Here is a 15,174-nt window from a genome sequence, read left to right as displayed (position 1 = left end):
ATGTCCTTTCCTCTGCTGACAGCGACGGCGGCGCTCCCGGCGATCGGGGCGGTCGCCACGGCCGCCGTCCCGGCCGCCCGGCGCAACGCCGCCAAAGCGCTGGCTTTGCTGTTCTCCCTGGCGACGCTCGCCCTGGCGATCGTGGTCCTGGTCCGGTTCGACCCGGACGGCGGCCGCTACCAGCTCACCGAATCCCACTCCTGGATCGCGGACTTCGGGGTCAGGTACGAGCTGGGCGTGGACGGCATCGGGGTCGCGCTCGTCGCGCTGACCGCGCTGCTGATCCCGTTCATCGTCCTCGCGGGCTGGCACGACGCCGACCCGCTGGAGACGGGCAGCAAGCGCTGGCGGCCCACGCAGGGCTTCTTCGCCCTGATCCTGGCCGTCGAGGCGATGGTGATCCTCTCCTTCGAGGCCACCGACGTCTTCCTCTTCTACATCTTCTTCGAAGCCATGCTCATCCCGATGTACTTCCTCATCGGAGGCTTCGGGGACCGTGCCCACGAGCACGGCGAGGAGACGGCGTCCACGCAACGGTCGTACGCGGCCGTGAAGTTCCTCCTCTACAACCTGGTCGGCGGTCTGATCATGCTGGCCGCGGTGATCGGCCTGTACGTGGTCGCCGGGAGCTTCTCGCTCGCGGAGATCGCCGAGGCCCGCGCCAACGGCACGCTCGACATGGCGACGAACACCGAACGCTGGCTGTTCCTCGGCTTCTTCTTCGCCTTCGCGGTGAAGGCGCCGCTGTGGCCGCTGCACACCTGGCTGCCCAACGCCATGGGGGAGGCGACCGCCCCGGTCGCCGTCCTCATCACGGCGGTCGTCGACAAGGTGGGCACGTTCGCGATGCTCCGCTTCTGCCTCCAGCTCTTCCCGGAGGCCAGCAAGTGGGCGACGCCCGTCATCCTGGTCCTCGCGCTGATCAGCATCGTCTACGGGGCGCTGCTGGCCGTGGGACAGCGGGACATCAAGCGCCTGGTGGCGTACGCGTCGATCTCGCACTTCGGGTTCATCATCCTGGGCATCTTCGCGATGACCAGCCAGGGGCAGTCGGGCGCGACGCTGTACATGGTCAACCACGGCATCTCGACGGCCGCCCTGATGCTGGTCGCCGGGTTCCTGATCTCGCGGCGCGGCTCGCGGCTCATCGCCGACTACGGCGGTGTGCAGAAGGTCGCCCCGGTGCTGGCCGGCACGTTCCTGATCGGCGGTCTGGCGACGCTGTCGCTGCCGGGACTCGCCCCGTTCGTGAGCGAGTTCCTCGTCCTGGTCGGCACGTTCGCGCGGTACCCGGCGATCGGCATCATCGCCACCTTCGGCATCGTGCTCGCCGCGCTCTACACGCTGGTGCTCTACCAGCGGACGATGACGGGTCCGGTGAAGCCCGAGGTCTCCGCGATGCCGGACCTGCGCGCGCGTGAGCTCGCGGTCGTCGCCCCGCTGATCGTGCTGTTGATCTTCCTGGGCGTCTACCCGAAGCCCGTCACGGACATCGTGAACCCAGCGGTCGAGCAGACGCTGTCCGACGTACACAAGAAGGACCCCCAGCCCGAGGTGGAGGCGGCCAAGTGAGCGCATCAGCCGTCCACAGCCTGTGGACAACGGCGGCAGCCGCGACCGAACCGATCTCGAAGATCGACTCCCCGAAGATCGAGTACGGGCAACTGTCGCCCACCTTGATCGTCGTGGGCGCGGCGATCGTCGGGGTGCTGGTCGAGGCGTTCGTGCCGCGCAAGCACCGCTACTACGCACAGTTGTTCGTGTCCGTCGTCGCCCTGGTCGCCGCGTTCGCCGCGGTGGTCGCCCTCGCGGCGGACGGATACGGCACCACGAAGGCGCGCATCGCGGCCATGGGCGCGATCGCGGTCGACGGACCGGCTCTCTTCCTGCAGGGCACCATCCTGCTGGCGGCCCTGGTCGGCCTGTTCACCTTCGCCGAACGGCGGCTCGATCCCGAGACGCACGGCAACCGGGTCGACTCCTTCGCCGCCCAGGCGGCCTCCGTGCCGGGAAGCGACAGCGAGAAGGCAGCGGTCAAGGCCGGTTTCACGACCACCGAGGTCTTCCCGCTGCTGCTGTTCGCGGTCGCCGGCATGCTGGTCTTCCCCTCGGCCAACGACCTGCTGACCCTGTTCGTCGCCCTGGAAGTCTTCTCGCTGCCCCTGTACCTGCTGTGCGCGCTGGCCCGCCGCAAGCGGCTCATGTCGCAGGAGGCCGCGGTCAAGTACTTCCTCCTCGGCGCGTTCGCCTCCGCGTTCACCCTCTTCGGCATCGCACTGCTGTACGGGTACGCGGGCTCGGTGTCGTACGGGACCATCGCGCAGGTCGTCGACGGCACCGTCCAGAACGTGAACCCCGCGCTCGCCGACACCATGGGCAACGACGCGCTGCTCCTCGTCGGCGCGGCGATGATCGTCATGGGCCTGCTGTTCAAGGTGGGCGCGGTGCCGTTCCACATGTGGACGCCCGACGTGTACCAGGGCGCGCCGACCCCGGTCACCGGTTTCATGGCCGCGGCGACCAAGGTGGCCGCGTTCGGCGCCCTGCTGCGGATCCTCTACGTCGTCCTGCCCGGCCTGCGCTGGGACTGGCGGCCGGTGATGTGGGGCGTCGCGATCGTCACCATGCTGGGCGGTGCGATCGTCGCGATCACGCAGACCGACATCAAGCGGCTGCTGGCGTACTCGTCCATCGCGCACGCCGGATTCATCCTCGCCGGCGTCATCGCGACCACCCCGGACGGCGTCTCGTCTGTCCTGTTCTACCTGGCCGCGTACTCGTTCGTGACGATCGGCGCGTTCGCGGTCGTCACCCTCGTGCGCGACGCAGGCGGCGAGGCCACGCACCTGTCCAAGTGGGCGGGGCTCGGCCGGCGCTCGCCGCTGGTGGCGGCCGTGTTCGCGGTGTTCCTGCTGGCCTTCGCCGGCATCCCGCTGACCTCCGGGTTCGCGGGGAAGTTCGCCGTGTTCAAGGCGGCGGCGGAGGGCGGCGCGGCTCCGCTGGTCGTGGTCGGCGTGATCTCTTCGGCGATCGCCGCCTTCTTCTACATCCGCGTGATCGTGCTGATGTTCTTCAGCGAGCCGCGGCCCGAGGGCCCGACCGTCGCCGTTCCCTCGCCGCTGACGATGGCGGCGATCGGAGTGGGCGTCGCGGTCACACTGGTGCTCGGTGTCGCACCGCAGTACTTCCTGGACCTGGCCAACCAGGCGGGAGTGTTCGTTCGCTGAGCGGCTGCCGAAGGCCTCGCCGGCCTGCGCGAGTCTGTACGGTGGGCCCGGTTCCCCAGGCGGGGGCCGGGCCCACCGGCGTCGTGCACGTGATCGGTTTCAGGACTTTCCGATCGGCCGTCACGCAGAGTCACCGGATCGGGTCTGTGGATAACTCCGGAGGTGTCAGTGCGGCCCCCTATCGTGGAGGCAGTGGTCGAGGGACGACGTACGGGGGCCGGGCGATGGGCGGGACGGGCGGGATCAGCGCGATGACAGGGATCACCGGGACATCGGAGCGGACCGAGAGCGAGGCGCTGGCCACGCTGCACCGGGTCTTCGGCTACGAGGCCTTCCGCGGCGAGCAGGAAGCGGTCATCGAGCATGTGGTGGCCGGCGGCGACGCGGTCGTTCTGATGCCGACCGGTGGCGGCAAGTCGCTGTGCTACCAGATCCCCGCCCTGGTCAGACCCGGCACGGGCATCGTCGTCTCCCCGCTGATCGCGCTGATGCAGGACCAGGTGGACGCGCTGCGGGCGCTCGGTGTGCGCGCCGGGTTCGTCAACTCGACGCAGGACTTCGACGAGCGGCGCGTAGTCGAGGCCGAGTTCCTCGCGGGCGAGCTGGACCTGCTGTATCTGGCGCCGGAGCGCCTGCGTCTGGAGTCCACTCTGGACCTCCTCTCGCGCGGCAAGATCGCGGTGTTCGCGATCGACGAGGCGCACTGTGTGTCCCAGTGGGGCCACGACTTCCGCCCCGACTACCTGTCCCTGTCCCTGCTCGGCGAGCGCTGGCCGGACGTCCCGCGGATCGCGCTCACGGCGACGGCCACGCGGGCGACGCACGAAGAGATCACCCAGCGGCTGAACATGCCGGCGGCGCGGCACTTCGTGGCGAGCTTCGACCGGCCCAACATCCAGTACCGGATCGTGCCGAAGGCCGACCCCAAGAAGCAGCTGCTGAGCTTTCTGCGCGAGGAGCACGCGGGCGACGCGGGCATCGTGTACTGCCTCTCGCGCAACTCCGTGGAGAAGACAGCCGAGTTCCTCTCCCGCAACGGCGTCGAGGCGGTGCCGTACCACGCGGGTCTGGACGCGGGCACGCGCGCGGCGCACCAGTCCCGGTTCCTTCGGGAGGAGGGCCTGGTCGTGTGCGCGACCATCGCCTTCGGCATGGGCATCGACAAGCCGGACGTGCGGTTCGTCGCCCATCTCGACCTGCCCAAGTCGATCGAGGGCTACTACCAGGAGACGGGCCGCGGCGGACGGGACGGACTGCCCTCCACGGCATGGATGGCATACGGCCTCAACGACGTCATACAGCAGCGCAAGCTGATCCAGTCCGGCGAGGGCGACGAGGCCTTCCGCAGACGGGCCGGCGCCCACCTGGAGTCGATGCTGGCGCTGTGCGAGACCGTCCAGTGCCGTCGCGGACAGCTCCTCGCCTACTTCGGCCAGGAACCGGACGCGGCGGGCTGCGGCAACTGCGACACCTGTCTGACGCCACCGGAGACGTGGGACGGCACCGTGGCGGCCCAGAAGGTGCTGTCGACCGTGGTGCGGTTGCAGCGGGAGCGCGGGCAGAAGTTCGGCGCGGTGCAGATCGTCGACATCCTGATGGGTAAGCGCACGGCCAAGGTGATCCAGTTCGACCACGACCAGCTGTCGGTGTTCGGCATCGGCGAGGATCTCACCGAGGGCGAGTGGCGTGGTGTCGTACGGCAGTTGCTGGCCCAGGGGCTGCTCGCGGTCGAGGGGGAGTACGGCACCCTGGTGCTGACGGAGGCCAGCGGGGCCGTGCTGCGCCGCGAGCGGGACGTCCCGCTGCGCAAGGAGCCGAAGAAGCCGGTGACGTCGAAGGCGTCGGGCTCTTCCTCGTCCGGACGCGGCAAGTCCAAGGCCGCCGCGGCCGAGCTGCCCGAGGAACTGCAGCCCGCCTTCGAGGCGCTGCGTGCATGGCGCGCCGAACAGGCCCGTGAGCAGGGCGTTCCCGCCTATGTGATCTTCCACGACGCGACGCTCAGGGAGATCGCCACGGTGTGGCCGACGTCGGTGCAACAGCTGGGCGGCATCAGCGGGGTCGGCGAGAAGAAGCGGGTCACGTACGGGGAGGGCGTCGTCGCGGTCCTGGCCTCCCTGGGCGGGGCGCCGGACGCCGCCGCTCCGGGACCCGCCGGGACGGCAGGTCCCGAAGCCGCCGCCCACGCCCCCACGGATCCGGGCGGCGCGGACTACTGGCCCGAGATGGACGCGGAGCCGGAGCCCGAGGACTGGATATAGGGGCTGGGGGCGCGCGTCGGCGTTGACCCAGCTCAGAGGGCGCGCGTCGCGTACGCCCTGACGTCGGCGTCCGAGTCCGTCGTCGCGGTGGCGAGGGCTGCGCGGGCCGCTTCCGAGCCGCGATGACGGGTCAGGGCCAGGACGGAGGCCTTGCGAACGTCCGCGTTCGGGTCGGCCAGAGCCTTGGCGAGGACGGGGACGGCCGTGTCGGGATGGGCCACGGACAGCGCGGTGGCCGCGCCCGCACGCACTTGCCAGGCCGGGTCGGCGAGCGCGGTCACGGCCCGGGCCGCGAGCGGTGGCGGGCAGCCGGTGGTGCCCAGCGCCCCGTAGGCGGCGGCACGCACCAGGGCGTCGGGATCGCCGACGAGGCCGACGAGGGCCGTGTGAACGGCGTGATCTTCGGGAGCGTCCCCCGCGGCGGAGCCGGAACTGGAGCCGGCGTCGGTACTGGAGCCGGGGCCGTTGGCGCCGACGCCGGTCAGCAGGGTGTCGTGCAGGCGGTCGGCGGCCACCGTGGCCAGGGATTTGGCGATCGTGACGCGTACCTCGCGGGACGGGTCGGCGGTGGCCGCACGAGCCAGTTCTTCGGCGGCGTCGACGGAGACCAGGGCGCGGACGGCCTCGATCCGGACGGCGATGTCGCCGTCGGCGAGTGAGCCGGCGAACAGGGCGGCGTCACCGAGGTGCAGGGCGCGCAGCACGTCCAGGGCCGCGGCGCGCACGACGGGGTCGGACTCGGCCAGTGCGGCGGCGAGCCCGTCCCGCAGGGCGGGTTCGGGCGGCAGGGTCTCGACGAGCTCCCGCAGCGAGGCCGCCGCGGCGGCGCGTACCTCCGCGGCGGGGTCGCGCAATGCCGCGGCGAGCGCGGGGCCGGTGCCGGGCGGCACCGTCTCGGTGAGGACGGCGACGGCCTCGCGCCGGACGGCGGGTGCCGGGTCCGTCAAATAGGGGCGCAAGGCAGCGAGTTCGGGTTCCTCATCTGCGAGGGCGACGAGTTCGAGGAGACGTGAGGAGGACCGACCGGCGAGGGACAGGTCGTCGAAGGACTGGTCGTCGGAGGCCTGCTCGGGGGCGGCCCCGGGAGGGGAGGCCGCCAGGGCGTCCGTCTCGGCCGCGGCTTCGTCGGCGCCGGCGGCGAGGGGTGCCACGTCGCGTGAACCGGCCGTGGCCACGTCCTCGGGGTGGACCTCGCCGATATGCCGTGACGGGCCGCCGACAGGGGTGAACTCGTCGACCGGAACCAGATAGGGAGCCACGGGACGGGCCGTGAACTCCATGGCGCCAGAGGGGGACTTGTGCAGATCGAGGTGGTGGAACCAGGAGGCGTCGTCGCGACGAGGGTGGTCGAGGCGGTCGTGGTAGAGGCCCCAGCGGGACTCCGTACGGGCCAGGGAGGCGCGCGCGGCCATCTCCGCGCAGTCACGGATGAAGGTGACCTCGGCGCAGCGCATCAGCTCGTGCGGGGTGCGGGCCCCCATTTCGGCGATGTCGTCGCGCATCCGCTCGAAGGACTCCAGGGCCAACGACAGCCGCGCGCCCGACTTCGGCGGGGCCACGTAGTCGTTCACGAAGCGGCGGAGCTTGTACTCGACCTGGGGCTGCGGCGGGCCCTGCGGGTTGCGCAACGGACGGTAGACGAGCTCGTGCGCCTCGCGCAGCTGGTCGGCGGGAAGCTCACCCCGGTACGCCGTGTACTGGGCCGCGTCCGCGCCCGCGAGGTCGCCGAAGACGAATGCGCCGATCATGTAGTTGTGCGGGACGCAGGCCAGGTCGCCGGCGGCGTACAGGCGGGGGACGGTCGTACGGGCGTGGTCGTCCACCCGCACGCCCGAGGCCGAGTGGCCGCCGCACAGGCCGATCTCCGAGATGTGCATCTCGATGTCGTGGGTGCGGTAGTCGTGGCCGCGGCCGGAGTGGAAGGTGCCCCGGGTCGGGCGCTCGGTGGAGTGCAGGATCGACTCCAGGGCGGAGATCGACTCCTCGGGCAGGTGGCTCAGCTTCAGGTAGACGGGCCCCCGGTCGCTGGCGACCTCCGCCGCGAACTCGGCCATCATCTGCCCCGACCAGTAGTCGGAGTCGACGAAGCGTTCGCCGTGCCGGTTGACCTGGTAGCCGCCGAAGGGGTTGGCGACATAGGCGCAGGCGGGACCGTTGTAGTCCTTGATCAGCGGGTTGATCTGGAAGCACTCGATGCCGGTCAGCTCGGCGCCGGCGTGGTAGGCCATGGCGTAGCCGTCACCCGCGTTGGTCGGGTTCTCGTACGTGCCGTACAGGTAGCCGGAGGCGGGCAGGCCGAGGCGGCCGCAGGCGCCGGTCGCGAGGACGACCGCGCCCGCGCGCACGGTGACGAACTGGCCCGTGCGGGTGTTGAAGCCGACCGCTCCGATGGCTCGCCCGTCATCGGGAGCCGTCAGCACGCGCACCGGCATCACCCGGTTCTCGATGCGGATCCTCTCCCGCATCTCGCGCCGCCGCAGCTGCCGGTACAGGACCTTCTTGACGTCCTTGCCCTCAGGCATCGGCAGCACGTAGGAGCCGGAGCGGTGGACCTGGCGGACCGCGTAGTCGCCGTGCTCGTCCTTCTCGAACTTCACGCCGTACGACTCCAGGCGCTGCACCATGGCGAAGCCGCGGGTCGCGGTCTGGCGGACGGTGGACTGGTCGACGATGCCGTCGTTGGCGCGGGTGATCTCGGCGACGTAGTCGTCGGGCTCGGCACGGCCGGGGATGACCGCGTTGTTGACGCCGTCCATGCCCATCGCGAGGGCCCCGGAGTGGCGGACGTGGGCCTTCTCAAGAAGCAGCACGTCGGCGCCGCGCTCGGCGGCGGTCAGGGCCGCCATGGTGCCGGCGGTGCCGCCACCGATGACGAGGACGTCGCAGGTCAGCTCCTCGGCGTCGCCGAGCGCGGGGATCTGCAGGGGGGTGTCCACCGGGGTGCCTTTCAGGTGCTCAGGGAGGTCAGGACGTCGCGCCGCAGGGCCACGCGCGCGGGATCGTCGTGGGCGGCGCGGTCGCGGGGGCGCGGCACGTCCCGGACGGCGACGAGGCGGCCCGCGCCGAGGAGCGCCACGCGGTCGCCGAGGAACAGGGCCTCGTCCACGTCGTGGGTGACGAAGACGACGGTCGCGCCCGTGCCCTGCAGCACCTCCACCAGCAGGTCCTGCATGCCGGCGCGGGTCTGGGCGTCGAGCGCGCCGAAGGGTTCGTCCATGAGGACGGCGCGCGGGCCCGCGGCGAGGGCGCGGGCCAGTTGCGCGCGCTGCCGCTGGCCTCCCGAGACGCGGTGCGGCAACTGCCGTGCCCGATCGGCGAGTCCGACCCGCCCGAGCCAGCCCGAGGCCTGCTTCCTGCGCTCCGCGCGCGGCGATCCCTGGATGGCGAGGGGGAGTTCGACGTTGGCCTGCAGGGTGCGCCAGGGGAGAAGGGCGTCCTCCTGGAAGACGAGCGCGCGGTCCGCCGCGGGGCCGATGATCGGCCGGCCGTCCTGCTCCACGGCGCCCGCCAGCGCGGGCAGCAGCCCGGCCAGGGTGCGCAGCAGGGTCGACTTGCCGCAGCCCGAGGGGCCGACGACGGTGAGTATCTCGCCCGGCGGGACGTCCAGGTCGACACCGGCCAGGGCGGCGGCGTCGGGGCGGCCGAGGGTGGCGGCCCGGAGGGTGAGCCGGGTGCCGCGCACGGCGGTGCCGTCCGCCTTGCCCGTGGCCGGGCCGGTGGCCGGAGGGCTCTGTGGACCGCCGGGCGTGGCGGCCGTGGCTCGGGTCTCAGACGAGGTGCTCATCGCGCGTCTCCTCGGGTTCGCTTCCGGTGTGGACGGCGGGGGAGACGGCCGGCGCCGGAGCGGTCGGCGCGAGGTTGCGCGCCCGGGGCCGGCCTCCGGGGACGTACGACGTACGGGGCAGCCAGCGGGTCAGGCGGCGGCCGAGGAGTTCCACGGCCGTGGAGGTGGCCCAGCCGAGCACGCCGATCGTGACCATGCCGACGAACACCCCCGGGTAGTCGACGACCGTGTAGTCCTGCCAGGTGCGGTAGCCGACGCCGTACTGGCCGGAGATCATCTCGGCGGAGATCACACAGATCCACGAGACGCCGATGCCGACCGAGAGGCCTCCGAAGATGCCGGGCAGCGCGCCCGGGAGGACGACCGAGCGCAGGATCCGCCACCGGCCGCCGCCCATGGTGCGCACCGCCTCCTCCCAGCCGGGGGTCAGCGCGCGGACCGCGTGCCGGGTGGAGACCAGGACGGGGAAGAAGGCGGCGGTGAAGGTGATGAAGACGATGCCCTGCTCGTTGGAGGGGAAGAGCAGGATCGCGACGGGGACCAGGGCGATCGCGGGGATGGGGCGGACGACTTCGAGGATCGGTCCGAGCAGGTCCTCGGCGAGCCGCGAGCGCGCCACGAGCACGCCCGTGGCCACGCCCACGACGGCGGCGAGGAGGAAGCCGGTGAGGATGCGGGTGAGGCTGTCGGTGAGGTCGGTCCAGTAGTCGTCGCCGGCCAGCCGGTCGCCGAAGGCCCGGGCCACGTCCGCGACCGTGGGGAACTGCGAGAAGCGCAGCCACAGGTCGACGTCCAGGCTGGTCAGCAGCTGCCACAGGCCGAGAGCGGCGGCCACCGAGGCGACCCGCAGCGCATACCTGGTCACGACGCCCGCTCCAGCGCGTCGGCGTAGGTGACGACCCGGGCGCCGCCGTGGGCGTCGACGTAGGTCTGGGCGGTCGCCGGGGTGACGAACGGCAGGAGGGTCGTGCCGTCGGCCACCCAGACCGCCCTGTCGGCGAACCACAGGGTGCCGGTGGTGGCGTCGGGCACGTACGCGGCGCGGACGCCGTCCTTGTGCTGTGCGACGTAGGCCAGCAGTTCGGCGGGCGTCTTGAAGGAGCGGGTCTGCGTGGCGCCCTTCGGCCACACCTCGCTCGCGGCCGGTGCGGGCGCGGCGGTGAGCTGCCGGGCGTACGACGGGCCGAGCGCCTTCTTCACGTACCGGTCGTCGACGAAGGCGTCCACGTCGACGTCCCCGGTCAGCTTGGCCGCCTTCAGGATCGACACGTCCTCCTTGAGGGCGGAGACGAGCCGGGGCTTGACCGCCGGGTCGAAGGTGGAGATGCCGTGGGCGCCGTTGTAGAGGTAGACGACCTCGGCGGGCAGTCCGGTGGCCTTCGCGACGCTCTCGGCCGCGTCCACGGGGTGCTCGTTCAGGTAGGCGGTGGCCTGCGCCTGGGCCTTCAGGAACGCCTCCAGGACGGCCGGCCGTTTCTTCGCGAAGTCCTCGCGGGCGGTGACGCCGTGGAAGGTGGGCAGGTTCAGCTGGGCGCCGTCGTACAGGGCCTTCGCCTTGCCCTGGTAGGCGAGCAGGCCGGGCCAGGCGACGAACTGCGAGAGCGCGTCCGCGCTGCCCGAGGAGAGGGCCGACGCCCCCACGGCCGGCTGCTGGTTGAGCTTCTCGATGCCCTTGTCGGCGTCGATTCCGGCGCGCTGCAGCGCCCGTACGAGGGTGCCGTCGGCGGCGGAGCCCACGCTGGTGGAGACCTTCTTGCCCTTGAGGTCGTCGAGCGACCCGAGCTTGGAGCCGGGTGCGGTGACGATGGTGTTGAGGCCGCCGCGAAGGTTGTAGCCGGTCACCGACACCAGGTGGGTCGGCCTGCCGAGCTGTTTGCCGCGGGCCGCGTTGATGAGGAGCGGGAAGTCGCCCATCGAGCCGATGTCGATCTTCCCCGCGGTCATCTGCGCGGTGATGGGGGCGCCGGTGGCGTAGTCCTGCCAGTCCACCTTGTAGGTCTTGCCGTCGCCGAGGGCGTTCAGCTCCTTCTCGAAGTAGCCGAGGGAACGCAGGAGGGTACCGGCGGTCACGGTGTTGATGGTCTTGGACTGGTAGCCGACGGTGACGGTGACCGTGGAGCCGCTACCGGCCTCGGCGCTGCCGCAGCCGGTGAGGGGGAGCAGAAGGAGGACGGCGGACGCGGCGACTGTGCTGGGTTTCATCGGGGTTCGGACCTTTCACCGGAGCAGGTAGGGCATGTTGACCGTGACGGCTCCGGTGGGACAGCGAGCCGCGCACGGACCGCAGTACCAGCACTCGTCGACGTGCATGTAGGCCTTGCCGTTGCTCTCGTCGATGGCGAGGGAGTCCAGCGGGCACATGTCCACACAGAGGGTGCAGCCGTCGATGCACTTCGACTCGTCGATGGTCACGGGCACGTCGGCCCGCTGGGGCGCCAGGGTCATGGCTGTCTCCAGAAAAGTCCCGAGAACTTCTGAGAAATCCCGCGCGGCGGCGAACCGATGAGGCCCCGCCGAACGATGAAGGGGTGAGAGCGAAGAAGAGAGCGGGAAGAGAGCGGACAAGAGCGGGGAGGGATCAGAGTGAGCGGTGCAGCAGCCCGCCCATCGAGATGCGGTCGCCGCGGAAGCGGATGAACTCCAGGTCCACGGGCCGGCCGTCGGCGAGGTGGGTGAGCCGTTCGAGCATCAGGACGGCAGCGCCGCGCGGCGCCTCCAGTACGGCCGCGGAGTGGGCGTCCGCGGTCACCGCCTCCAGGGTGATCTCGGCGTGGCCGAGGCGTTGCCCGGTGAGGGTCTCCAGGAGCCGGAAGACGTCGGTGTTCTCCAGGTCGGCGCCGAGCAGGTCGGCGCCGATGTCGAGCGGAACGTAGGTGAGGTCGAGGGAGAGGGGTAGACCGCCCAGGCGGCGCAGACGCTCGATGTAGAGGACGTCGGAGCCGGGCGGGACTCGGAGGCGGTCGGCCACCGGGGCGGGCGCGGCGACGGGGCCCATCGTGCGGACCTCGTTGGTCACGTGGCCGTGCTCGTGCAGGGTCTCCGCGAGGCCCATCAGGCGGTCCAGGCCGTGGGGGTACTTCTGCGCCACGACCACGGTGCCGACGCCGGGGAGGCGATCCACCAGGCCTTCCGCCCGCAGCAGGTCGAGTGCCTCCCGGACGGTGTTGCGGGAGGCACGGTAGTCGGCGGCGAGGGCCGACTCGTGGGGGAGCGTGCCGGCCGGGAAGCCGCCGGTGAGCAGTTGGCGGCGCAGGATGTCGGCGAGCTGACGCGCCTGGTCCGCGCGCAGCCGGCGGCGCGCGCGGTGGGCGGCGACGGTGGTCGCTCCCTGGCCGGCGTGCTCTCGGATGCGGTCGCTGGGTGGCATGGTTCGAACCATAGCGAGGAGGTAGGGAAAGCGGTGTTGCCAGAGTGTTGCGCCACCTGCGGGAACGTCAGATAACTCGCTGACCTGCAAAAACGAGTGGTTGTCGAGCAAGATCTGCCAGCTCAGGCCAACGCGGTCAGCCCCGGGGCGAACGTGATCAGCAGGGGCAGCAGGGGCACCAGCGCGGCCGCCGTCGTCGTCAGCGCCCGCTGTCTGCGCAGCAGCCGAGGGGGCGGCTGGAGCAGGCGGTCGACGCGCTCCCCGAGGAGACGGTGACTGGAGGCGCAGGACAGAACGCCCCGGTGTTGGTTCAGCTCGATCAGGGCCAGTGCCGTGGTCAGGTGACCGCAGCGACGCGACGCGGTGTCGTCGGCGGCGAGTTCGACCAGGCGGTGGGTCTGGTCGCAGAAGTGGGAGAAGAGCGGGATGCGGGGGAAGCCGGTGGCAAGGGCGGTGGACAGGTGCAGCAGCCAGTCGTGGTGGGCGCGGGCATGGCCGCGTTCGTGGGTGAGGACGGCGTCCAGCTGGTGGGAGGTGAGGCGGTGCAGGGCGCCCGTCGTCACGATCAACTGGGCGGGGGTGCCGGGCATCCACCAGGCGTCGGGGTACTCGTCCTCCAGTACGAGCAGCGGACCCCTGGCGGGCGGCAGGCCCGCGGGCAGGTCCGGGGCGCGCTCCCGCAGGTGCGCCCTGGCCATGTTGCGGCGCCGGCGCGCCTCGAACAGCTCGCGGGCCAGCATCGCGGTGGTCCAGGCGGCCCCGCAGGCCAGCAGCAGGGTCAGCGCCGCCGCCCACAGCGGGGCGGCGGACAGGTCGTACGCCTCGGTGACCGCGGGCGGTGCGGGGGCGAAGACCCGCGCGCGGACGGTGTGGAAGACGGCTGCGGCGCCCAGCACCAGGGCCGTCAGGCAGCACAGCAGGACCGTGGCGACCAGGCACTGCCACACCCACAGCCCGACCACGGGGTCCCGCTCGGGCCACGCGGAGCGGGTGAGCGCGCGCGGGGCCGGCACGGCGGCCGTCAGGGCGAGGACGCTCAGCAGGAGCAGGCAGAGAATCATGCCGTCGGCTCCGGATCCTGGTCGGGAGGAGGGCGTGCGCCACGTGCGCGCGGGGGTCGTACCGCATGCCCGCGTGCGTGCGGCCCGCCACGGGCGGCGGGCCCGGCCCGAGGACCGCGCCCCCCGCCAGTATGACGGCGGTTGCTCCGCGAGTCAGCCCACGAAGACACTTTCAGCCCCGGAACACCTCACCCGGCACCGGTGCCGCCGTCCGTCGGCTCATCCGGCGGTCACCCGCCCGCTCACCTCGCCCAGTCCCACCCGCACACCGCCGGGGCCCGGGGCCCACGCCGAGAGGGTCACCACGTCGCCGTCCTCCAGGAACGTCCTCTTGCCGTCGGGGAGTTCCAGCGGGTCGCGGCCGTTCCAGGTCAGTTCCAGGAGGGAGCCGCGCTGGTGCGGCTCCGGCCCGCTCACAGTGCCCGAGCCGTACAGGTCGCCGGTGCGCAGGGAGGCGCCGTTCACCGTGAGGTGGGCGAGTTGCTGGGCGGCCGTCCAGTACATGCTGGCGAAGGGCGGCTCGGAGACCACATGGCCGTTGAGCGCGACGGAGATCCGCAGGTCGTAGCCGGAGGGTTCGGCGGCCGCGTCGTCCAGGTAGGGCAGGAGGGGATGGGTGCGCGCCGGGGGAGCCACGCGCGCGTCCTCCAGCGCCTCCAGCGGGGTGATCCACGCCGAGACCGAGGTGGCGAACGACTTGGCGAGGAACGGGCCGAGGGGCACGTACTCCCAGGCCTGGATGTCACGGGCCGACCAGTCGTTGAGCAGGCACAGACCGAAGACGTGCTCGCGGAAGTCGCCCAGCGCGACCGGGCTGCCCTGGAGCGAGGGCACGCCGACCACGAAACCGACCTCGGCCTCGATGTCGAGCCGCACCGAAGGACCGAAGACGGGGGACGGGTCGGCAGGCGCCTTGCGCTGGCCCGAGGGGCGGACGACGTCCGTGCCGGAGACCACGACCGTGCCCGCGCGTCCGTGGTAGCCGATCGGCAGATGCTTCCAGTTGGGCAGCAGGGTGTCGGCGGCGTCCGGGCGGAAGATCGCACCGGCGTTCCGGGCGTGGTGTTCGGAGGAGTAGAAGTCGACGTAGTCGGCGACCTCGAAGGGGAGGTGCAGGGTCACCGCGGAGAGGGGACGAAAGAGGGGCTCCACGGTCGCGCGGTGGGACGGGTCCGTCACCCACTGCGTCACCTCGCGGCGCACCTGCGACCAGGTGGAGCGGCCGGCCGCCAGCAGCGGGTTGAGGGTCGGTGCCGCGAGCAGGTCGGCGTGGGGCGAGCCGAGCGCGCGGGCCGCCGCGCCCGCGTCGAGCACATGGTCGCCGAGCCGGACGCCGACGGTCCGCTGCGCGGAGCCCGGCAGTGAGAAGACGCCGTACGGCAGGTTGTGCGGACCGAAGGGATCGCCCTCGGCAAGGTCGAAGGGGGGCATCGGGTACTGCCTCTCTTTCGTGCGCTCTTTGGTGCTCGCCATGTCG

The 15,174-nt window shown here is 71.7% G+C and carries 11 protein-coding genes; 3 read left to right on the top strand and 8 right to left on the bottom strand.

Annotated elements, in window-relative coordinates; genetic code table 11:
• The 3 genes from ACZ7DE_RS04070 (at position 1) to recQ (ending at position 5,485) form a co-directional block, all read left to right on the top strand.
• Positions 1-1,572, top strand: a complete 1,572-nt coding sequence (locus tag ACZ7DE_RS04070; RefSeq protein WP_470757626.1) for an NADH-quinone oxidoreductase subunit M — start codon at positions 1-3, stop codon at positions 1,570-1,572.
• Complete coding sequence (nuoN, locus tag ACZ7DE_RS04065; protein WP_470757624.1) at positions 1,569-3,227, top strand: NADH-quinone oxidoreductase subunit NuoN; 1,659 nt, start codon at positions 1,569-1,571, stop codon at positions 3,225-3,227. The genes ACZ7DE_RS04070 and nuoN overlap by 4 nt, the downstream gene beginning before the upstream one ends.
• Before the next feature lie 251 nt (positions 3,228-3,478).
• The gene (gene recQ, locus ACZ7DE_RS04060; protein WP_470757622.1) at positions 3,479-5,485 is read left to right on the top strand and encodes a DNA helicase RecQ; all 2,007 of its coding nucleotides are present in this window, start codon (positions 3,479-3,481) and stop codon (positions 5,483-5,485) included.
• 32 nt (positions 5,486-5,517) lie between these two features.
• On the opposite strand, the gene ACZ7DE_RS04055 is transcribed toward recQ, so the two are convergent.
• From ACZ7DE_RS04055 to fahA, 8 genes are all read right to left on the bottom strand, one after another.
• Complete coding sequence (locus ACZ7DE_RS04055) at positions 5,518-8,421, bottom strand: fumarate reductase/succinate dehydrogenase flavoprotein subunit (RefSeq protein ID WP_470757620.1); 2,904 nt, start codon at positions 8,419-8,421, stop codon at positions 5,518-5,520.
• An 11-nt stretch (positions 8,422-8,432) separates the two neighbouring features.
• Complete coding sequence (locus tag ACZ7DE_RS04050) at positions 8,433-9,269, bottom strand: ABC transporter ATP-binding protein (protein ID WP_470757618.1); 837 nt, start codon at positions 9,267-9,269, stop codon at positions 8,433-8,435.
• Complete coding sequence (locus ACZ7DE_RS04045) at positions 9,253-10,134, bottom strand: ABC transporter permease (RefSeq protein ID WP_470757616.1); 882 nt, start codon at positions 10,132-10,134, stop codon at positions 9,253-9,255. Before ACZ7DE_RS04045 ends, ACZ7DE_RS04050 begins: the two co-directional genes overlap by 17 nt.
• On the bottom strand, positions 10,131-11,471 hold the full coding sequence (locus ACZ7DE_RS04040; RefSeq protein ID WP_470757614.1) for an ABC transporter substrate-binding protein: 1,341 nt from the start codon (positions 11,469-11,471) through the stop codon (positions 10,131-10,133). The genes ACZ7DE_RS04045 and ACZ7DE_RS04040 overlap by 4 nt, the downstream gene beginning before the upstream one ends.
• Positions 11,472-11,486: 15 nt before the next feature.
• Positions 11,487-11,714, bottom strand: a complete 228-nt coding sequence (locus ACZ7DE_RS04035; RefSeq protein ID WP_020130156.1) for a 4Fe-4S dicluster domain-containing protein — start codon at positions 11,712-11,714, stop codon at positions 11,487-11,489.
• Positions 11,715-11,847: 133 nt separating this feature from the next.
• Entirely contained in the window at positions 11,848-12,636 is a 789-nt protein-coding gene (locus ACZ7DE_RS04030) for a GntR family transcriptional regulator (RefSeq protein ID WP_470757612.1), read from the bottom strand.
• A 122-nt stretch (positions 12,637-12,758) separates the two neighbouring features.
• Positions 12,759-13,697, bottom strand: a complete 939-nt coding sequence (locus tag ACZ7DE_RS04025; protein WP_470757611.1) for a M56 family metallopeptidase — start codon at positions 13,695-13,697, stop codon at positions 12,759-12,761.
• A gap of 219 nt (positions 13,698-13,916) precedes the next feature.
• Positions 13,917-15,128 carry a fumarylacetoacetase gene (gene fahA, locus ACZ7DE_RS04020; RefSeq protein ID WP_470757990.1) on the bottom strand — a complete coding sequence of 404 codons (1,212 nt, stop codon included), beginning with the start codon at positions 15,126-15,128 and terminating at the stop codon, positions 13,917-13,919.
• Positions 15,129-15,174 lie beyond the last annotated feature (46 nt).

It is taken from the genome of Streptomyces sp. NPDC037083, from assembly GCF_055606485.1.
The sequence above is the reverse complement of the archived record's forward strand: the minus strand, read 5'-3'. Positions and strand labels throughout refer to the sequence as shown.